The sequence below is a fragment of the Prevotella corporis DSM 18810 = JCM 8529 genome (assembly GCF_000430525.1).
Taxonomy (GTDB): Bacteria; Bacteroidota; Bacteroidia; order Bacteroidales; family Bacteroidaceae; genus Prevotella; species Prevotella corporis.
On sequence record NZ_AUME01000002.1, the window covers coordinates 19,572 to 41,058 of the forward strand.

Genomic DNA, 21,487 nt, shown 5'->3' on the forward strand with positions numbered 1-21,487 from the left:
CCCATCCACCTCATCCATCCTCTATTCACAATGAAACTCATTGTCATCACCCAGCCGTTTTTCTTCGACCAAGAGGCAACCGCCATTCAGAATCTGCTTGATTGGGGCATCGACCTCATCCATATTCGCAAGCCTGAGTCTGCCATCAGGGATTGCGCCACCTTGCTCACCTCTATTCCAGCCACTTATCACAACCGCATCGTTCTGCACGATCACTTTGAATTAACCGCCAACTATCAACTATATGGCATTCATCTCAACCGCAGGAACAGTAAAACTCCGGGCACCTTTCGTGGATCGCTCTCCCGTTCTTGCCATTCCTTGGAAGAACTAAAGACCCACAAACCCTATTTCAACTATCTTTTCCTAAGTCCCATCTTCAACAGCATATCCAAACAAGGTTATGAATCGGCTTTCAACCACGACACATTGACAGCTGCTGCCCAACAGTCGATTATCGATTCACGCGTTGTTGCCCTCGGTGGTGTAGCGGTCGAAAACATTCCGCTATTGAAAACCTACGGATTTGGGGGAGCAGCCCTGTTGGGCGATGTCTGGCAACGACTCGGCGATCCTGATTTTGAACGATATATTCTCAGATTGGTGGCAGTTGCCAATGGCTGATGATTAGTCGAATCGCCAGCCATTTCTCCCCATTCGGCAACCCGTAGCACATTTTTATCGCTCACTTTTCAGATTGATAAAACATAATATTGACACAAGTCCTAATCTGTTGCAAATCAATGTGATAGATAATTCATTTTAAAAGGTGAGCTTTCGCATCGCAAAAGGTGAGTTATCGCATCGCAAAAGGTGAGCCTTTGCAGGATCATCGCTAAGCTTTCATCCGCAAAAGGTTCATGAAGGTTCTGCCAACACCAAAAACAACAAGTACAATTCCACGCATACGACCATGAAATTGGAACAATGTTATCCACCTTTTTCTATCATGATGACATTCATAAATGAGTGTGTTTTATGCCAACTGTCGTCTTTTCTTGCTTCTTTCATCCCACGTTTTCTTGCCAGACGTCAAAGAATTATTACCTTTGTATTTGTTATGCAACAAGAATCACCCATACAAGCACTGCAAAGGCAGAAGCTACTTTTGCAAATGGAGTACTATGCCGAGAAGGAAACTTTCAGACGACAAACCGAGACGATAGGCATTCAGCGGAAAGTCAAACGGGGCGATGCATGGTTTCCTTTGCGCATAGGAAAGAGTTATTACAACTCGCTCAACCAAAGGGTGATAGAATTGTTTCGGACACAAGACTTGGACATCGAACATAACTTTGAGTTTGGGCGTCCAGTGGCTTTCTTCACCGTCAGACGGACTACCGACGGAGGCGCGGGTACGAAGCAAGGCATCCGCTATTTCAACTTCACGGGTGTGGTTTCCTATGTCGATGGCGAGCGAATGGTAGTGAGTGTCCCAGACAGTGCTCCCGTAATTGATCTTCAACGTTCGGCTGAGCCCATCGGTTGTCAGTTGTCGTTCGATGAGACATCTTACCAGATGATGTTCGATGCCCTCGACAGGGTTATCAAAGCCAAGAACGGTCGCCTCGCCTATCTGCGCAATCTCTTCTACTCGAATGAGAAAGCAGAGAAATTCAGCTTCGCACCGACGCATTTTCCGTGGCTAAATCCCACTCAGGAGCAGGCCGTCAACGAAGTGATGTGGGCCAAGGACGTGGCCGTCGTTCATGGACCGCCTGGAACGGGTAAGACAACGACACTGGTTGAGGCCATTAACGAGACGCTGATGCGCGAGACACAGGTGCTGGTGTGTGCCCAGAGCAACATGGCGGTTGACTGGATTAGCGAGAAACTTGTCGATAGAGGCATCAATGTCTTGCGAATCGGCAACCCAACCCGTGTCAACGACAAGATGCTGGGCTTCACTTATGAGCGGAAGTTCGAAGCTCATGCCGACTATCCTCAACTTTGGTCCATCCGAAAGGCCATACGCCAGTTGCGGTCGAACAGAAAGAAGGGCGGAGAGAGCTACCATCAGAAGTTGGAACGACTGAAAAGCCGTGCCACCGAACTGGAGATACGCATCAATAGCGCGCTTTTCGGCGAAGCACGGGTCATCGCCTCTACGCTGGTGGGGGCCAACAGTCGTATCATGGAGGGCCAGAAGTTCGGCACTCTCTTCATCGACGAGGCTGCACAAGCACTTGAGGCCGCCTGTTGGATACCCATCCGCAGAGCTTCGCGTGTGGTTCTGGCCGGCGACCATTGCCAGCTTCCGCCCACAGTGAAGAGCATCGCCGCACTGAGGGCAGGCTTGGGCAAGACGTTGATGGAGCGGATAGTGGAGAATAAGCCTGAAGTGGTGACGCTGCTGAAGGTGCAATACCGGATGAACGAGCACATTATGCGTTTCTCTTCCGACTGGTTCTATCACGGACAGGTGGTGAGTGCGCCGCAAATCAAGCACCGGGGCATTCTCGATTACGACAATCCCATCATGTGGGTCGATACATCCGACTTGCAGATGACAGCTTTTGAGCCAGTGCTTCAGCAAGCTGATTCACTGTCGGAAGTGCCTCCTTGCAATGAAACGGTGGGAGACGACATGATCGGTAATGATGGCAGAGTGTCTTTTTCAGAGCAATTTGTTGGCGAGAGCTTCGGCCGTATCAATAAAGGCGAGGCTGAGCTGACACTCCATTCCTTACAGGAATATTTCAAAAAGATAGGCAAGCAACGCATACTCGACGAGCAAATAGATGTCGGTGTCATATCGCCCTACCGTGCACAGGTGCAGTATCTCCGCCGGCTCATCAGAAAACGCGAATTCTTCAAGCCTTATCGTCGGCTCATCAGCGTGAATACGGTTGATGGCTTCCAAGGACAGGAGCGCGACATCATACTGATTTCGATGGTACGGGCCAACGAAACGGGCCAGATAGGTTTCCTCAAGGACCTCCGTCGCATGAATGTAGCCATCACTCGTGCACGGATGAAGCTCATAATACTTGGCAGTGCGGCAACACTCACTAAGCATCCGTTCTACAAAAGGTTGTTCGACTACGTTCGGGAAATAACAGAATATTAAGCAACAGATAATATGATACAACAAGATTACTTTCTGAGAATCATCGAGGAGTTCATGTCGGCACTCTCACAGTTCCTCGAAAAAAAAGAAGACGAGCGCGACGGTGCCATGAAAGATCTGTACAGGCAATACGTTGGCGACTACGAATTGCTGCGAAACATGTCGATAGACGAACTTTTGGTCTATTCCCATGAGCAGTGGAAGCCCGATGAGCGTGTCAGACGTCTGGAAATGCTTGCCGAACTACTTTATACCGAGGCTGGTTACAAAGTGAATCCACTGCGTTCGATGCTCATGGACAAGGCATTGCTGCTCTACAAATACGTAGATGTCAACAGCGACACGTATTCGGTGGATAGAAAGAGAAAGATAAGTAACCTAAACAACAATATCGTACCATCTTTGTAATCAGTAACTCTCAGAGAAAGCCTGCTGAAGCGACAGCGTTTTTTTTTCTTTTATTTTCCTTTCCATTTCCCAAAATTTCCGTACATTTGCAAAATAACTGCTAATTTATAAAAAAATGCTTGAGAAAAACATACGCGAACAAATCATCGATTTGATACACAGGCAGGTCGTTCCTGCTGTGGGATGTACCGAGCCAATGGCCGTAGCTCTTTGTACGGCACGTGCAACCGAACTGTTAGGCCAGAAACCGGAGAGAATCAGTGCGCAGCTTTCTGCCAATATCCTCAAGAACGCTATGGGAGTGGGCATTCCCGGAACAGGAATGATCGGCTTGCCGATAGCCATTTCTTTGGGCGCACTTATCGGAAAGTCGAGCTATCAGCTTGAGGTCATCAAGGATTTGACCCCTGAATCGCTGGAAGAAGGTAAGAAATATGTGAGTGAAAACCACATTGACATCAAGCTTAAGGAAGGAATCAGCGAAAAACTCTATATCGAAATCACTTGCGAGGCTGGCGAAAAGCGGGCCACGGCTATCATTTCGCACACCCATACCAACTTCATTTATGAGGAACAAAACGGCAAAGTTCTGATGGACAAGCAGGTATCAGCCAAATCGGAGGAGAAAACCGACAACAAGGACATAGAGTTGAATCTCAAAATGGTATGGGACTTCGCCACGACAACACCCCTTGAGGAGATTGACTTCATACTTGAGGCCAAGCGATACAACATGCGGGCTGCCAAAGAGGCACTGAAAGGCAACTACGGTCACTGTCTTGGCAAGACAATGGACCGCCCTTTGAGCCGCGGCCTGTTCGGAAACAGCATCTATTCGCACATCATTTCGAAGACAGCATCGGCCTGCGATGCACGAATGGGTGGCGCAATGGTGCCCGTTATGAGCAATAGCGGTTCGGGAAACCAAGGCATTTGCGCTACCAACCCAGTGGTAGTGTTTGCTAAAGAGAATGAGAACACGCCAGAGGAACTCGTCCGAGCACTGACTTTGAGTCATCTCACAGCCATCTATATCAAGCAAAACCTCGGTGCGTTGTCAGCACTTTGCGGATGTATCGTGGCCAGCACGGGCTCAAGTTGTGGTATTACCTACCTGATGGGTGGAAACTTCAACAACATCTGCTATGCCGTCAAGAACATGATTGCCAACCTTACGGGTATGATTTGCGACGGAGCGAAACCCAGTTGCTCACTGAAAATCTCATCAGGCGTATCGACTGCCGTCTTGTCAGCCATGCTTTCCATGGAGGGACGTCACGTAACGGAGGCGGAAGGTATCATTGACAAAGATGTTGACCGTTCCATCAAGAACCTTACAAGTCTTGGAAAGGATGCCATGTGTGCCACAGACGACATGGTTCTCAACATAATGACAAACAAAAACGGCTGCTAAAAGATATCGAAAGAATAGTAGAATGTGAAATATTCGCAAGCTGTTATCGTTTAACAGAAAAAGGAAATATGACACATAAAGGCTGAAATCCATGCATGGATTTCAGCCTTTTTACTTTTAACCCAAATCGGTTATTCGTACTCCTGTATTCACTCAATAGTGTCACCAATACTAACTGAATGATGTCTGATGTTTTGTCGTCGTGTGAAAGGTGAGGAATCGCCTCTCAAAAGGTCAGCTTTCGCTGTGTGATAGGTGACCTTTTACAATGTAAAAACTATCGTACAGATTATCAATGAGTTACGAAGCCGTCTTTAAATGCTCATTTTTGCTGCTTTCTTCCTCTGTTTTTCACCTTGCATTGTCAGCTGACAAGGGATGCGACTTACCACAACTTCGCCTCAAATTTCAGCCGTTTCCCCGTCGAAGGATGAGTGAACTCAATGCTTTCGGCATGCAAGTAAAGGCGATCGGCTCGTTGCCCGTAGAGTGTGTCGCCGATGATGGGGCAGTCAAGCCCCTGCGGATGGGCGCAGTGGACACGCAGCTGGTGGGTGCGACCTGTGACAGGGTAGAGTTCCACCTTAACGGCTTTGGTAGGTTGGCTCTGTGGAAGTTCGACTTGGCCTACAATCCGGTAGTTCGTCGTTGCTGATTTGCCGTTGGAGAAGTCAACCACCTGCCGTGGTCGGTCGAGCGAGTCAGGGCGAAGCGGTAGCGACAGAGTCCCCTCTTTGGGCATCGCACTTCCCATTACTGAGACGGGGAGTAGCGCAACATAGCGTTTCACGACTGTTCGGCTGGCAAACTGTCGTTGCAAATGGTGGTAGGTTGTTTGGTTTCGAGCCACCACTAAGATGCCGCTCGTGGCCATATCGAGGCGGTGGACAACGATCGGTATGTCGAAAAGCTGCCATCGCTGTCGCAAGATGCTTTCCACCGACTCGCGTTGGCTTCGTCCCGGCACTGTGAGCATTCCTTCGGGCTTGCTCACCACGGCAAGGTCGTTGTCCTCGTAGATGATTTCCAGTGGCAGGTGGATGTCCGCTTCCAGTGGGTTGGATGCCACATCGAGCCCCTGTAGCATCCATGTCAGTATGGGTTTGCACTTCCCGTTGCATGCGGGGTAGAAGTGTCGGTGTTTCCGTATCTCTGTCTTGGGTGACGGTCCCCACCAGAACATGGCCAAACTCTTTGGTTTCATGTTGTGTTGGTAGGCATATTGCAGCAGTTTAGGCTCGCAACATTCGCCCGTTCCTGACGGGGGAATCGATAAAGCCTGCGCGGCGCCCCGTCTTTGGTAATATTCGCTGAATATGTCGATGAGCCGTTTGGTGTCGCCGTTGGCATTTCGCAGCATGAATTGGTCGAAAAGCCATCCTTGAAGCCTGTCCGACTTCAACTTTCTGCTGGTTCGAAGACTGGCCATTTGTGACTCGAAAACCTCCACTTTCTCTGCCGCGTGTTCGACGAGCTCGGCATATTTCCTTTTCGTTCGTTGCACTTCAGCTTTCAGAAACTGGCTCTGGCGCATCATCTCATTGTTCTCGGCTTCCGATATGAATGCTTCCTTGCGACGTTTGTCGCGCAGTAGCTTCGCCACCGTCATAGCATTCTTCTTCTCACGTATGGCTTCTTCGGCCTCATTCCTCAATGAGTCCAACTCCTTTCGTGCCCGACGGTACTCGTCCGATGATGACATGTCATTGATTTTCTGGTTGATGAGAGATATTTCCTTCTCTTTCGTCTTGAAATAGCCCTCCGGTTGGAGATAGTCGAATATGGGAGGGACGAACGCTTCCTCATTCATCCCCTCCAATTGGCCTGAATAGGCCTGCAGATAGCCTGTTTGTCCGTCCTTCTCCACTATCAGAACACCAAACATTTTGCCTTCCGACAAGGTGGGAAGGCTGGCCTGAAGCAGCTCGGCGGCTTGCTGGGCAAGGGGCGATGGTGTGTAGTAAAACGGATTGTTGAAGGGCTTGGCCTTTCGCTTGTCTGCATCTGGGGTGCTGAGCGTATGGAATCTTTTGTCGTTCATCATTCAATTCTAAGCCGAAAGTGACACTCATTGGATTGAAGTGCAGTTCCTATTTCTGCAAAGATACGGAATTTCAATCATAAATAAGTGATAAAAAACAGTTTTTGGTGATGCAATTGATTGAAAAGCAGTATATTTGCCAAATGATTAGGAGACTTCTATTGTCGTTATTGCTCGTCGGCTGCCTGTTGCCGCTACACTCCCAGCGTCCCAAGGTTGGACTGGTGCTGGGCGGTGGTGGAGCGAAAGGCGCCACAGAAGTCGGTGTGCTGAAAGAAATAGAACGCGCCGGCATTAAGATTGATTACATTGCAGGAACGAGTATCGGCTCCATTGTGGGAGGATTATACAGCGTTGGGTATCGGGCCGATGACCTCGATTCTCTTTTCAGAACACAAAACTGGATAGCCTTGCTCACCGAGCGCGACACAACGCTCACCAAGCGTATTGTCAAGAAGGAGGACGGAGTGACCTATTTGTTTGGTTTCCCCGTGCGACGGCGCAAGTCAGACACTGCCACCAAACGCAGATTCGGGTTGCTGCGTGGAGATGCCGTCTATCATTTCCTCGACTCTCTTGTCGCCAATGCTCCCATTTATCGGCAATATCCATCAGGTAAGAGACGGCAAAAGGTCCGCCAAACGACATCGGTCTCCTCGAAATCACGGGCCCGTTGCAAGCCCATCCCGTTCAGATGTGTGGCCTTCGACATTCGCAGACACCAGCAGATTGTTCTCTCCGACGACAGTCTCGCTCGCAATATGCGGGCAAGCATGGCCATTCCAGGGGGCTTCAAGCCTGTCATACTCGACTCTATGACGCTCGTCGATGGCGGAATGATCAACAATCTGCCAGTAGATGTCGTGCGAGAGATGGGCGCCGATGTGGTAATTGCCATCGACCTGACGCAGAACAAGCACGACGATTACCAGTCGCCTTTGCGATTCCTAAGGAGATTGGGAGGAATGGTGCGCTGGTTGGTGGAGCGTCCCGATTTCAAGCGTTACAACGAGAACCGCAAGCTCGCCGACATCTACATCAATCCTGACCTTGGCAACTATAGCGTGACGAGTTTCAGTACCAAATCCATTGCCGATATGATTGAGATAGGTCAAAAAGCAGGGCGGCAGCACTTTGACGAATTGAGGCGGTTGGCCCACAAACGGACGTTCTGACAGTAGAAACACCGTCATGATAACTTGTCCGTGGCGGAGTAGGACATCAGCATTCGCATGACTCTCTTATGGAAAAGAAAATAACGATACTTACGATTACGGGCTCAGACAGCACCGGAGGTTCAGGCGTACAGGCCGATATCAAGACCATTACGGCTCTGGGGGCTTATGCCGCCACAGCCATCACCACCGTGACGGCACAGGACACTGAGGGCATACAGCAACTTTACGACATTCCCTCCGAAGTATTGGATATGCAGATACGGGCGGTGATGAACGACTTGCAACCCGATGCCATCAAGGTGGGCATGCTGCGGACGGTCGAGCAGGTAAGGGTCGTCGAGCGCCTGCTGCGCGAGTACAGGCCCAAATTTATTGTTCTTGATGCCGTAGTCATCAGTAGCCGTGGCAACATGCTTATGCCCAAGGAGGTGGTGGCTGCCATGGTGCGTCTCCTTTTCCCACTGAGCACTGTTGTTACCATCAAGCGAGACAGCATCTCCTACATGCTTCGGGGTAACGAAATCAGAAGTAACGAGGAGCTGGAGATGATGGCACGCAAACTGATGAGGTGGGGCTGTCGGTCGGTGGTGCTCCAAGGTGGCGCCATCGCCTCGCAATCGCTCACCGATGTGTTGGTACAGGCCAATCCCTCCACCGTAAACTTCTACACCCGACCAGGATTCATCGACCGTATAACCCACGGCGCCGGCGGAGCGTTCACCTCTGCCATGGCCGTTTATCTGTGTATGGGCGCTCGTCTCGAAACATCGGTCGAGCAGGCGCAGGAGTATATGAGTCAGCTGATTCTCCGATCGGCCGATTCAAAATTAGGAACGGCAAGCCGATTGCTCGACCACAGTAGCCAGCTGTCACGCCAAAACATCACTGCCCGCATACTGGAACTCTACAATCAGTTGATGGATGAGATAGCCAGCCACCACCAATCAACCAAGGAAGTCAGCTTCTATGCCAACCGACTGAGCGTCACCCCACGCTATCTTGCACAGGTGACGCACCGTGTTGCCGGTCGGACGCCCAAGCAGCTTATCGACGATTATATCATCAAGGAAGTGGAGACGCAGCTCATCGGCACAACGAAAAACATACAGGAGATAGCCTTTGGGTTCGGGTTTTCCTCGCAAGTGCAGTTCAACAAGTTCTTCAGGAAGATGAAAGGATGCTCGCCCACACAGTTCAGAAAAGCAGCGACCCCCACATAGCTACCTTCCGAAACCATCTCCACCCGTCTTTTTCCCACTCGCCAATGAGCAACCGACCGTCTCGGCTTTTACTATCTTTTTCAAAAGGTGAGCTATTGCAAGGCAAAAGGTGAGCTATCATCATCCAATAGCTCACCTTTCGGAACATGATAGCTGACCTTTTGTAATTGGAAAGCTATCACACTGAAAATCAAGATGGTAGAAAAGGGAAAAAAGAATGCCATTGTAAGCATTCTTTACTTTCTGAATAAGGGGTGGAATGAGACTGAAAGATAGCGAAAGAGAACGGTGGGGAGAAAGGTGGGCATAGCGTTGGCGACGATTTGGCAAAGCGCTATTTGCGTCCGAAGTCAGCGGGTATCTCGCCCCACTGCTTGGTCTCCCATTTGATGATGGGTACCGTTACGGGATGAGAGCGCAACCACTGCTCGGCTCTGGCTATAATACGATAGAGTTCCTCGGTCTGGGCATTCCGCTCCAATGCAGTTTTGCATTTCTTCTTACTCACCCACAGAATGGCATTGTAAGAATCGCTGTAGATAACCTTATCCTTGATGCCGCGCTGCTCCATCAGGGCCAACGCATGGACAATGGCTAAAAATTCGCCGATGTTGTTTGTGCCATGCACAGGACCGTAATGAAACACCCGTGCGCCCGTTGCCAAGTCGATACACTGGTATTCCATAGGACCGGGGTTGCCCGAACAAGCTGCATCGACAGCCCAAGCCCCCCTCTTTCCCCCCGAACGGGGGGAGGTTCCAATAGTTTGGTTCTTTGCCTGATTATTCATTTGCTTTGATTGTTCATTATTTGGTATCGTTTGCTGCTCCTTTTGGAGATTAATCGTTTCGATAGCCTGTTTGATTTTCTGAATAACGGTTTCTATACCAGCTGCTATTTCCTCATTGGTAAATCGGATGACGGTAAATCCCAATAAGTTTAAGTCTTTCGTTCGCTCTTCATCTTTGATTAGCTGTTCGTCTTTGAAATGATATTTCCCATCAATTTCCACTACTAATTTTGAGTGAAGATTTACAAAATCAGCTATGTACTGCCCAATTACATGTTGTCGTCTGAACTTATAGCCTATTTGTTTGCCTCGCAATGCCCTCCATAATATTTGTTCAGCATCGGTTGAGAATTTTCTATTCTTTTCGGCATTAGCCTTTAATAGTTCATATTCAAATACATCGGCAGTTTCATAAATATACTTCAATCTTGTATCTTTTAATAATAGAAGTGAGCTTCTTCACACATAAAACAAAAGAACAATACTCTCTCGTTCTCCTTATTTATATTCCCTCCTTATTTATATTTCCTCCTTTTCTTATGCTCCCTCTTTAGATTCCCTCCCCATTCGGGGAGGGTTAGGGAGGGGCTTTACATTCTCTCCGGTACTTCTATGCCCAAGAGTGCCATGCCGTTCTTGATTATCTTGGCAACGTTCTGTGCCAGAACAAGACGTGTGGTCTTCTCTTCTTCGCGCTCAGCATTGAGAATGCTGTAGTCGTGATAGAACTGATTGAACTCTTTGGTAAGTTCGTAGCAATAGTTGGCGATGCCGCTCGGACTGTAGTCGATGCCTGCCTGTGCGACGGCTGCGCCAAAATCGTTCATTTTCTGTATGAGTGCGACTTCCTTTTCGTTCAGCGGTGCGTCGTCACTGAGTGTTGCAGGGATGACGATGTTCTGCTGGGTGGCTTTGCGGAGAATGCTTCGGATGCGTGCATAGGTGTATTGTATGAACGGACCGGTGTTGCCATTGAAGTCGATTGACTCTTCAGGATTGAAGAGCATGTTCTTTCTTGCATCGACTTTTAGGATAAAATACTTCAGCGCACCCATTCCGACAATGCGTGCAATCTCGTTTTTCTCCTCTTCGGTGATGCCTTCGAGTTTGTTCACTTTGTCTTCGCTGAGACTCTTGGCATTCTCAATCATTGAAGCTACGAGGTCGTCGGCATCAACCACTGTTCCCTCACGGCTTTTCATTTTTCCGTTCGGAAGTTCCACCATTCCATAGGAGAAGTGAACCAAGTCTTTGCCCCACTTGAAGCCAAGACGGTCCAAAAGAATGGAAAGCACTTGGAAATGATAATTCTGCTCGTTGCCGACGACATAGATCATCTTGTCAATGGGGAAGTCTTTGAAGCGCATTTCTGCCGTGCCGATGTCCTGTGTCATATAGACCGATGTGCCGTCACTGCGCAAAAGGAGTTTCTGGTCGAGTCCCTCGTTGGTGAGATCTGCCCAGACGGAGTTGTCGGCTTTGCGGATGAATAATCCCTTTTCGAGTCCTTCTTCCACCTTTTTCTTTCCTTCCAAGTAGGTATTGCTCTCGTAATAGATTTTGTCGAAGCCCACTCCGAGTGCCTTGTAGGTCTCGTCGAAACCTGCATAGACCCAGTTGTTCATCTTTTCCCAAAGCGCACGCACTTCCGGATCGCCGGCTTCCCACTTCACGAGCATGGCATGGGCTTCCTTCATGAGTGGTGCCTCTTTCTCGGCCCTTGCCTTTGCAGCCTCATCGTCCATCCCTTCAGCTGTGAATTTCGCCATCAGCTCTTTCACTTCCTCACGGTAATGCTTGTCGAATGCCACATAGAAATCGCCAATGAGGTGGTCGCCCTTCTTTCCTGCCTGTTCTGGTGTGATGCCATTGCCCCACTTCTGCCATGCGAGCATGGACTTACAGATGTGAATACCTCTGTCGTTCACAATGTTGGTCTTTACCACCTTGTAGCCGTTGGCTTCCATTATCTGTGCCAATGACCATCCCAACAGGTTATTGCGGACGTGTCCTAAATGGAGCGGCTTGTTGGTATTGGGTGAAGAATACTCCACCATTACCAACGGACTGTCTGCCGTCGCTCTCCTTTCGCCGAACTTCTCGTCGGCATTGATGTCGTTGAGCAGCCCCACCCATGCTGCTGGAGCTATCACAAGGTTGAGAAATCCCTTCACGACATTGAAGTCTGCCACAGCCTTGCAGTGGGCTTTCAGGTATGCGCCCATTTCCTGTGCCGTATCTTCCGGTTTCTTTCGGGAAGTTTTCAGCAGTGGAAATGCCACCAATGTGAGATTTCCCTCGAAGTCGGTGCGTGTTTTCTGCAACTGAATCATCTGTGCCGGCACTTCAGCACCGTACAGTTCCTTGACAGCGGCAAGTGCCGCGGTGGTTATCTGCTCTTCTATCTTCATGTTCTGTATGTTATTTTCTGACTGCAAAGGTAATAAAAAAAAAAGAAAAAGCCCACGCATCGATAATTCAATGTATGGGCTTGTAATTATTAGGTCAGTGTTAGCCTGACAAGCCCGTCTTTTCCTCATTCATCACAGCCACATTCTTGGCGCTGATGAGACTTTCGAGTTGAATAGTTAAGTAAAGAAGGGTATTATTGCCTCCTACCTTCATACAAGAAAATATGAAGGACTTGACATCTAACAATGAGGCTATAAACCATAAAAAATCAGCCTTAAAAGGTAGATTCCTAACCGACTGATAAATAGATAGTTATAAAATCCTATGTGATAGATGACCTTTCGCAGTGTAATAGATGAGCTTTCGGGAAACGAAAGGTGAGCTTAGGCGGTTGGGCGATTAAATTTAAATCGGCTATCGAACCCTGTGCTGATTAAGTTGGAATGTCGGCAGATTGTTTGCAGTACTACCAATGCATAGCGGTCTATGCTTTGAGAGCATGAAAAGTTTGAGGGGGAATGACTCATTCTGGAGACATGGGACGACAACGTACAAGGGAAACGAGGATGAAAGCCAGGGTGAGCCACGATGAATGACTATGGACGGCAGCCACAAGTACAGATGTTAGGAATATAAATACAAAAGAGACGCCCCCCGGACGGGACGTCTCTTTTAACTTGTGGACAATCAGCTATTAAGCGTTGACTGCATCTGACAATTCAGCACCAGCCTTGAATTTTGCCACTTTCTTAGCAGCAATCTTGATTTTCTGCTTTGTTGCTGGATTAATACCCTCATGAGCAGGACGCTCTGTTACAGAGTAAGTACCGAAACCTACCAACTGAACTTTGTCACCTGCTACTAATGCATCCTTGATGGCTGCTGTTGTTGCGTCCAATGCTTTCTTTGCGTCAGCCTTGCTCAAACCTGCACCGGCTGCAATCTTCTCGATTAATTCTGATTTGTTCATAACTTGAATTATTAAGTGATTATACGTGAATTATATTCAAACTTTGTTGCAAATATAATTGTTTCATTTCGGAAAACAAACAAAAAGTCAAAGAAAGTGAAGAATTTACTAAAAAAAGTTCCACATACCCTACATTTTATGCATTATAACGGGAAAAATTCGTAATTTTGTACACTGAACGGAACTTAATTAAATTATGCGCAACATACCAATTGTAACAAAAAACCTGTTGATCATCAACGTGCTGATGTTCATCGTCACCATTATCATGGGAGGAATGGGTATCGACCTGAACAATGTTCTGGGCCTCCATTTCTTTCTTGCCGATGATTTCCACCTGTGGCAACTCATCTCTTACATGTTCATGCACGGTGGCTTCATGCACATTCTGATGAATATGTTCATGCTCTGGATGTTCGGCATGGTAGTGGAGAACGTCTGGGGACCTAAAAAGTTCCTCCTTTATTATATAATCTGTGGGGTCGGAGCTGGAATCTGTCAGGAATTGGCGCAATACGGGTCGTACCTGGTGGAGAACCTTGCCGCCTATCAGTACATCGTTTCGGGCGTGAACAAGATTCCTATGAGCGACTACCTGAACCTTTGGACCACCGTTGGCGCGTCGGGGGCCATCTATGCGGTGCTGCTTGCTTTCGGAATGATGTTTCCTGAGGAGCGTATGTTCATCATTCCCATCCCTATTCCCATCAAAGCCAAATGGATTATCATCGGTTCTATCGCCATTGAACTGTTCTCGGCTATCGGAACGAGCAACGACGGTGTGGCCCACTTGGCCCATCTCGGAGGTATGCTGTTTGGATTCCTGCTGATACGATACTGGAGGAAGCATCCCTATTCTGACGGCAACTTCGGTATGAACAAGGGACAGCAGTTCTTCGACAATCTGCGGAACAGCTGGGAGCAACGGACGAACCACTCGGCTGACAACCACAGGCACGACAATGGCAACGAGGGGCAGTGGAACTCACGAAATACCCAACAGCCTGAGAGCGACTGGGACTACAACGCAAGGAAGAAACGTGAGCAGGAGGAGATAGACGGGATTCTCGACAAAATCCGAAAGAACGGTTACGACAGTCTGTCGAAAGAGGAAAAACAGAAGTTATTCGATAGTAGCAAATAGGATACGTCACCTTAAGGACGCATCCAATGGTCATGCTGCCACCCCACCACTTTAGTTTTACAAGCACGGAGGAGAACCACCGCAAGAACGTCGCTCCCCATTTATCGAATGCCAAACAATGATATTCTGGAAAAATAAGGGCAAAACAGAACATACCCCACGAAGAATGAGTTGGGGAAGCGTATTCTTGTCACTGCTGAAGATAGCCAATATACTGGCCATCATAGCAATGGCGAGTGTCGGATTCATCGACAGAATCAATCCGACAGAGCATCCGCTGTGGGCCAGTATTGGGCTAGGATTCCCCGTTCTGCTGGCCATCAATCTGGCTTTTCTCGTCATTTGGATATTCATCCGTCCGAAAATGCTGTGGCTTCCAGTACTTGGATTGCTCATCTGCTATTCGCCCATCCGCAAATACACACCTTTCAACAAGCCAAAGGAGCACCCCCACGGGTCGATCAAAGTGCTCTCGTACAACGTTTACATGTTCGCACCATGGGATTTGGAAGAAGGGAAGTCCAATCCTATCGTCGATTACATCATCAACAGCAAGGCCGACATCGTCTGCCTTCAGGAATCTGACGCAAGGGAAGCAGGGGAAGAACTCATAGAGAAGAGGCTCAAGGACGCGTATCCGCACCACGACTTCGTGAAAATAACCGATTCCGGCGGACAACACATGATGCTGCTGACGAAATTCCCCATCATAAGAAAAGAGAGAATTGAATACAAATCGGCGGGAAACATCAGCTACGCTTACATCATCGACTACAAAGGAACCGAAGTACTCGTAGTCAACAACCACTTTGAAAGCAACCATCTGAGCGAGGAAGACAAACAAAGCTACAAGAACATTGTCAAGTCACCGCTCGAAACAAAGGACACGGAGCGCGCATCGTTCCGTTTGCTCACCAAACTGGGAGAAGCCGCAGCCATCCGCTCACCGCAGGTGGAGAAAGTCGCAGCCTACGTAAAGACATATATGGACAGACACGTGCCCGTCATTCTTTGTGGCGACTTCAATGACAGCCCCATCAGCTTCGCCCACCACACACTGGAGAAACAATTGACAGACTGCTACATAGCAAGCGGTAACGGTCCGGGAATCTCCTATCACAAAAACGGGATGTATTTCCGCATCGACCACATTTTTTGCTCGGACGATTTTGAGCCATTCGAGGCCAAAGTCGATGACAAGATTGACAATTCCGACCACTATCCTATATATACGTGGCTAAAATACAGACCAAAACCTTAAAAAAAGAAGAATAAAATCATTTAAATTTCCAAAAATGTGAAAAAATAACTATCTTTGCACGTCTATATTGGCTGATAGTGAGTTAACCAAAAGGAGACGTATGGTGAAACGGACGGGCAGCAAAGAGCCCGAAAGGATGGGTGACCAGCTCGCCAACGGGCAGCAATCTCACATTCAACAAGGAGGAAAGTTTGTCCGACAACTCATTTCCTGGCATTCGCCAGCCAGCCAACTCAGATAGGGAAACAATAAATTATAACAAAAAAATAAAATGCAAAACAAAGGATTAGTAATTTGTGTTGCCGTCTTGCTGACGCTTGCAAGCATTTTCTACTTGTCTTTCTCAGTAGCAACCAGCTACTACGACAGTCAGGCGGCAAAGATTAAAGACCCTATTGCACAACAGGACTACAAAGATTCTGTGAAGTATCTGGGTATTTACTCTTACCAAAAGTGTCTTGAGACACAGATAGGCCTTGGTTTGGACCTTAAGGGCGGTATGAACGTTATCCTTGAGATTTCAGTTCCAGACGTAGTAGATGTTCTCGCTGACCACAAGACCGACCCAGCTTACGTGAAGTCAATGACAGAAGCAAGAAAGCAGGAGACGACAAGTCAGTCAGACTTTATCTCCCTCTTCATCGATGCCTTCCACAAGAATGCACCAGGACGCAAGCTGGCAGAGATATTTGCGACACAGCAGCTCAAAGGCAAGGTAAGCACGCAGAGCACGGACAAGGAAGTCGAGAATGCCCTCCGACAGGAAGTTACGGCAGCCATCGACAACTCTTACAACGTAGTTCGCAACCGTATTGACCAGTTTGGCGTCGTACAGCCTAACATTCAGAAGCTGGAAGGCCAGGAAGGACGCCTGATGGTTGAGATGCCAGGTATCCGTGAGCCGGAACGCATGCGCAAACTGTTACAGGGCTCTGCTAATCTTGAGTTCTGGGAGACGTACAACAATCAGGAAATCGCGCCCTATCTGTCACAGCTCGACCAGCGTTTGGCCAATGGTAACACAAAGGTTGAAGCCAAGGATACGACGGCAGCTGATCCAAACAAGATGGCTGCTCAAGCAAAGCCAGCTCCAAAACTTTCCTTGAAGAAGGGCAACAAGCTGGCTACGAACGGCAACGATGCTCAGATGGCAGCAGCCAAGAAGCGCAATCCGCTGCTCTCTATGCTTCAGCTGATTCCAGGCGACGCATTGAGCATGGTGGGTTATGCCAGTGTCCGCGACACAGCAGCCATCAACAAAATTATCTACAGCCAGTTGGCAAAGCAGGTTTTGCCATCCGACTTGAAACTTCTCTGGAGCGCCAAGCCAGCAGACGGTCTTAACCAGAAGAACATCTATGAGCTTCACGCTTTGAAAGTCACAACGGCCGACGGCCGTGCGCCACTGGAAGGCGACGTTATCACAGATGCCAAGGACCAGTTCGACCAGTTCGGCCGCCCAGAGGTCAGCATGAGCATGAATTCTGACGGTGCTCGCCAGTGGGCAAACATCACTAAGGCCAACATCGGCAAGGCTGTTGCAGTCGTTCTCGACGGATTGGTTTACACCTCTCCACGCATCAATCAGGAAATCGACGGTGGACAGTCACAGATCTCTGGCTCATTTACGATTGAAGATACAAAGGATTTGGCCAATACTCTGAAGTCTGGTCGCATGCCAGCACCTGCACGCATCGTTCAGGAAGAAGTGGTTGGTCCTACACTGGGAGCCCAATCCATCCAACAGGGTCTTTGGTCGTTCGCCATAGCCTTCGTTCTCTTGATGATTTACATGATTATCATGTATGGCTTCATTCCAGGAATGCTGGCTAATGGAGCGTTGCTTGCCAACCTTTTCTTCACCCTCGGTATTTTGGCCTCATTCCAGTCGGCCCTAACCATGCCTGGTATTGCCGGTATAGTGCTGACCCTCGGTACGGCAGTGGATGCCAACGTGCTCATCTACGAGCGCATTAAGGAAGAGATGCGAGGCGGAAAGGGAATTAAGGAGGCACTGAAAGCCGGCTACAGCAATGCTTTCTCGGCTATCTTCGACTCTAACCTGACATCACTCATCACTGGTGTCATCCTCCTTGTCACTGGCACAGGTCCTATCCGTGGTTTCGCCACAACCTGGATCATCGGTATCATCTGCTCGTTCTTCACCGCGGTGTTCCTGACTCGTCTCATTTACGAAAACCGTCTGAAGAAAGACAAGTGGCTCAACCAAAAGTTCTACACTTCATTCAGCAAGAAGATGCTGCAGAACACCCACTATCTCTTCATGAGTATGTACAAGAAGAGCTTCACTGTTTGGGGAATGGCAGTTCTTATCTGTATCGTTAGCTTCGCAGTACGAGGCTTGAGTCAGAGTATCGACTTCACAGGTGGTCGCAACTATGTCATCACATTGAATAAGTCTGTACCTGTTGAGGAAGTGCGAAAAGCCGTTCAGAATGCCTTTGTCAACACAATAGGTGAGAACGCTGGGAAGCCAGCCACCACCAACGTGATAGCACTGGGTACGGAAGGCAACACCATCCGTGTATCAACCAACTATAATATCGAGTCGAACGACCCGGCAGAGGACGACCACGCAGAGACAGTGCTCTACAACGCATTGAAGAAGGGCGGTTTCGTAAGCCAGACGAGCGTTGAGAGCTTCAAGAACCCTGACATCCGTGAGGGAGGATCAATCATCAGCTCAGCCAAAGTAGGTCCGTCAGTGGCAAAGGACATCACCCACGGTGCCATCATCAGCGTCGCACTTGCCATCGTGTTCATCTTCCTCTATATCCTTCTCCGATTCCGCAACATCGGTTTCTCTGTAGGATCTATCGTAGGTTTGATTCTCGACACGACCATCGTAGTCGGAATCTTCTCGCTTTGCTATGGCTGGATAGGATTCTCGCTTGAGATTGATCAGACATTCATCGGCGCCATCCTGACGGTAATCGGTTACGACATCAACGATACCGTGGTTGTGTATGACCGTATCCGCGAGAACCTACGCAACAACAAGCACCGACTGAACAAGACTGACATGCAGGGGCTCTTCAACGATTCAATCAATCAGACCCTCTCACGTACTATCAACACGTCTGTCTCAACATTGATTGTGCTCATATCCATCTTTATACTTGGCGGCGACAGCATCCGCAGCTTCTCATTCGCCATGATTATCGGTGTGATTATCGGTACTTTGTCATCCATTTTCATTGCTTCTCCTGTAGCATACTTGGTATTAGGAAAGAAAATTGAGAACCGCTTAGCTGCGGCCCCAGCAGACGAGGCAAAAGAATAAGCTATAAACTTTATAATAAATAATCAGCCTGAAGGCCGGTAGTCATCACGACTATTGGCCTTTTGTTTTCCCACACGTCATCGACACCTAACGCAATGAAACCCCGACGGAACGCACGCAAACGCTACTCTTATGGTGAAAGCCAGGCATGAGTGATGCAACAGAGGCGCATTAGAGTCTTGAAAAAAGAGCTGATTGTGCGAATTTTGTGGCCTCCGCAAATGTGCTGAGTGAAGCGTCTAGCGAGCGCAGTAGGTGTTTTCGAAGAATTAAGTTCAGCTATGAGACTTCCAAAGGAGACCTATCACCTGATGAAAGGTGAGCTATCATCAGGTAATAGCTTACCTATGAGAAAGCGTTTGCTATCATTCTGTTTTTCAGCAACTTATGAAAACTCAATCCTTGATAGTTTTTAACGGTTGGAAGGCTGAGAAAAAAACTAAGACAGAGTTATCCTTCCATGGCATGTCGGTGGCAAAAGCACGATAGACGTGGCATAAAAAATGGCCAATCCGTTACATTCTAACGAGTTAGCCATTACTTTGATGATAATGAATGTTGTCCTAAGCGGATTCGAACCACTACAAACAGAACCAAAACCTGTTGTGCTACCATTACACCATAGGACAATTGCGCTGCAAAGGTAGTGTTTTTTGAGTATTTAACCAAATTTTTGCTGTTTATTTTGCAATTAACCAAGAAATCCGTGGCTAAGAAATTGCTTTCAACAGGTATTGACCATGTTTGTGAAACACAAGATCATGGCGTGGAAAGAGGCAACAACGTTGGGGAGACAGGTAAAAAGGGACAAGGACATGGCATTCGAGCCAACGTCGAGCTGCGACTAAACGACAAGACGTCTGCCCGCAATCAACCAACCCGTAACTGGCTTTGTAGGACAGAGTGAGATAAAAAAAACCGGCATCCCTTGATTGGGGTGTCGGCTTTGCATTATGATATGATTTCCTCAACTTATTTAACGATGACAAGAAAATAGTTTTTCTTGCCACGCTGAACGAGGAGATACTTGTCGTCGATGAGGTCTGCAGCAGTGACTGGTTGGTCGAACGCAGCGATTTTCTCCTTGTTGAGCGATACTCCGCCGCCCTTTACCAACTTGCGCATCTCGCTTTTGCTTGGGAATATCTGCATGCCCTCCTGATTGAAGATATCCACTGCGGGCTGTCCCAAGAGTTCTTTCGATACCTCATAATGGGGTACATCCTTGAAAACGTCGTTGAAAGTCTGCTCGTCGAGTTGGAGCAGGTTTTCCTTCGTCGCCTTTCCGAATAGGATGTTTGAGGCCGCAATAGCCATATCAAGGTCTTCCTGCGAGTGAACCATCCTTGTAACTTCCCCGGCCAACCGACGCTGCAGTGTGCGACGGCCTGGATCTTGCTTGTGCTCTTCGATGAGTGTGTCTATGGTTGGCTTGTCCAACGAGGTGAAAATCTTGATGTATTTCTCTGCATCGTCGTCGCTCACATTGAGCCAGAACTGATAGAACACATAAGGAGTGGTGCGGTTACGATCGAGCCAGATGTTCCCACTCTCGGTCTTTCCAAACTTCTTGCCGTCTGCCTTCGTAATCAGGGGACACGTCAGGCAATATGCCTCGGCTTCTTGTCCCAGCGTTCGGCGAATGAGCTCTGTACCGGTGGTCATGTTTCCCCACTGGTCGTTTCCTCCGAGCTGGAGTTTCACACCGTATTTCTTATACTGATAGAGGAAATCGTAGCCCTGTAAGAGCTGGTAGGTGAACTCCGTGAACGACAAGCCGTCGCGCGCCTCGCCATTAAGACGTTTCTTCACGCTGTCCTTCGCCATCATGTAGTTGACAGTGATATGCTTACCCACCTCACGGGCAAAGTCGAGGAAGGTGAAATCCTTCATCCAGTCATAGTTGTTCACCATCTCCGCCTTATTGGGAGCATCGCCATCGAAGTCGAGAAATTTGCTGACCTGTTTCTTGATAGCCTCCTGATTGTGATAAAGCGTCTCTGCATCGAGCAGGTTACGTTCCTGACTCTTGCCCGATGGGTCGCCAATCATACCTGTTGCCCCACCTACGAGCAGATAGGGCTTGTGCCCACAAAGCTGGAGATGGCGCAACATCATGATGCCACATAAGTGACCGATGTGCAGGGAGTCGGCCGTAGGATCCGTTCCCAGATAGGCCGATACCATTTCCTTTTGCAGGAATTCCTCTGTGCCTGGCATAATCTGCGCCAACATTCCTCGCCAACGAAGTTCTTCAACAAAGTTTTTCATCAAA

At 48.5% G+C, this 21,487-nt stretch carries 16 protein-coding genes and 1 tRNA gene; 11 read left to right on the forward strand and 6 right to left on the reverse strand.

Going from position 1 to position 21,487, the window contains the following annotated elements; all coding sequences use genetic code 11:
* Window positions 1-30: 30 nt before the first annotated feature.
* The 4 genes from H515_RS0100980 (at window position 31) to H515_RS0100995 (ending at window position 4,892) form a co-directional block, all read left to right on the forward strand.
* Window positions 31-624 carry a thiamine phosphate synthase gene (locus tag H515_RS0100980; protein ID WP_025874836.1) on the forward strand — a complete coding sequence of 198 codons (594 nt, stop codon included), beginning with the start codon at window positions 31-33 and terminating at the stop codon, window positions 622-624.
* A gap of 436 nt (window positions 625-1,060) precedes the next feature.
* Window positions 1,061-3,070, forward strand: a complete 2,010-nt coding sequence (locus H515_RS0100985; RefSeq protein ID WP_025874834.1) for an AAA domain-containing protein — start codon at window positions 1,061-1,063, stop codon at window positions 3,068-3,070.
* Between the two features lie 12 nt (window positions 3,071-3,082).
* On the forward strand, window positions 3,083-3,478 hold the full coding sequence (locus H515_RS0100990; RefSeq protein WP_025874832.1) for a hypothetical protein: 396 nt from the start codon (window positions 3,083-3,085) through the stop codon (window positions 3,476-3,478).
* A gap of 115 nt (window positions 3,479-3,593) precedes the next feature.
* Entirely contained in the window at window positions 3,594-4,892 is a 1,299-nt protein-coding gene (locus H515_RS0100995) for an L-cysteine desulfidase family protein (RefSeq protein WP_028901456.1), read from the forward strand.
* Between the two features lie 385 nt (window positions 4,893-5,277).
* On the opposite strand, the gene H515_RS0101000 is transcribed toward H515_RS0100995, so the two are convergent.
* Window positions 5,278-6,933 (reverse strand): RluA family pseudouridine synthase, encoded by a 1,656-nt coding sequence (locus H515_RS0101000; protein WP_025874830.1) that lies wholly within the window; start codon window positions 6,931-6,933, stop codon window positions 5,278-5,280.
* Between the two features lie 143 nt (window positions 6,934-7,076).
* Between H515_RS0101000 and H515_RS0101005 the strand changes: the two genes are divergently transcribed.
* A complete protein-coding gene (locus H515_RS0101005; RefSeq protein ID WP_025874828.1) occupies window positions 7,077-8,108 on the forward strand; it encodes a patatin-like phospholipase family protein in 1,032 nt (343 codons plus the stop codon).
* Between the two features lie 68 nt (window positions 8,109-8,176).
* On the forward strand, window positions 8,177-9,331 hold the full coding sequence (thiD, locus tag H515_RS0101010; protein ID WP_025874826.1) for a bifunctional hydroxymethylpyrimidine kinase/phosphomethylpyrimidine kinase: 1,155 nt from the start codon (window positions 8,177-8,179) through the stop codon (window positions 9,329-9,331).
* A gap of 334 nt (window positions 9,332-9,665) precedes the next feature.
* Here thiD and H515_RS0101020 read toward each other — a convergent pair whose 3' ends face one another.
* The 3 genes from H515_RS0101020 to H515_RS0101035 all read right to left on the reverse strand — a co-directional run bounded on the left by H515_RS0101020 (window position 9,666) and on the right by H515_RS0101035 (window position 13,503).
* On the reverse strand, window positions 9,666-10,547 hold the full coding sequence (locus H515_RS0101020) for a DUF559 domain-containing protein (RefSeq protein ID WP_028901457.1): 882 nt from the start codon (window positions 10,545-10,547) through the stop codon (window positions 9,666-9,668).
* 164 nt (window positions 10,548-10,711) lie between these two features.
* The gene (gene argS, locus H515_RS0101025) at window positions 10,712-12,532 is read right to left on the reverse strand and encodes an arginine--tRNA ligase (protein ID WP_025874824.1); all 1,821 of its coding nucleotides are present in this window, start codon (window positions 12,530-12,532) and stop codon (window positions 10,712-10,714) included.
* Between the two features lie 695 nt (window positions 12,533-13,227).
* Window positions 13,228-13,503: an HU family DNA-binding protein gene (locus H515_RS0101035; protein WP_025874823.1), complete on the reverse strand. Its 276-nt coding sequence runs from the start codon at window positions 13,501-13,503 to the stop codon at window positions 13,228-13,230.
* 196 nt (window positions 13,504-13,699) lie between these two features.
* Between H515_RS0101035 and H515_RS0101040 the strand changes: the two genes are divergently transcribed.
* The 4 genes from H515_RS0101040 (at window position 13,700) to secDF (ending at window position 19,212) form a co-directional block, all read left to right on the forward strand.
* Complete coding sequence (locus H515_RS0101040) at window positions 13,700-14,647, forward strand: rhomboid family intramembrane serine protease (RefSeq protein WP_025874821.1); 948 nt, start codon at window positions 13,700-13,702, stop codon at window positions 14,645-14,647.
* A gap of 166 nt (window positions 14,648-14,813) precedes the next feature.
* Window positions 14,814-15,908, forward strand: coding sequence for an endonuclease/exonuclease/phosphatase family protein (locus tag H515_RS0101045; RefSeq protein ID WP_036890499.1), 1,095 nt, complete (start codon window positions 14,814-14,816; stop codon window positions 15,906-15,908).
* A 100-nt stretch (window positions 15,909-16,008) separates the two neighbouring features.
* The gene (locus H515_RS14350) at window positions 16,009-16,149 is read left to right on the forward strand and encodes a hypothetical protein (RefSeq protein ID WP_154653606.1); all 141 of its coding nucleotides are present in this window, start codon (window positions 16,009-16,011) and stop codon (window positions 16,147-16,149) included.
* A 30-nt stretch (window positions 16,150-16,179) separates the two neighbouring features.
* Window positions 16,180-19,212, forward strand: a complete 3,033-nt coding sequence (gene secDF, locus H515_RS0101055; protein ID WP_025874817.1) for a protein translocase subunit SecDF — start codon at window positions 16,180-16,182, stop codon at window positions 19,210-19,212.
* 558 nt (window positions 19,213-19,770) lie between these two features.
* Here the strand turns inward: secDF and H515_RS0101065 are convergent.
* Window positions 19,771-19,841, reverse strand: a tRNA-Gln gene (locus tag H515_RS0101065).
* Window positions 19,842-19,918: 77 nt separating this feature from the next.
* On the opposite strand from H515_RS0101065, the gene H515_RS13850 reads away from it, so the two are divergent.
* On the forward strand, window positions 19,919-20,119 hold the full coding sequence (locus H515_RS13850; RefSeq protein ID WP_025874815.1) for a hypothetical protein: 201 nt from the start codon (window positions 19,919-19,921) through the stop codon (window positions 20,117-20,119).
* A 65-nt stretch (window positions 20,120-20,184) separates the two neighbouring features.
* Here the strand turns inward: H515_RS13850 and tyrS are convergent, their stop codons facing one another.
* Window positions 20,185-21,483, reverse strand: a complete 1,299-nt coding sequence (tyrS, locus tag H515_RS0101075) for a tyrosine--tRNA ligase (RefSeq protein ID WP_025874813.1) — start codon at window positions 21,481-21,483, stop codon at window positions 20,185-20,187.
* Window positions 21,484-21,487: the final 4 nt, after the last annotated feature.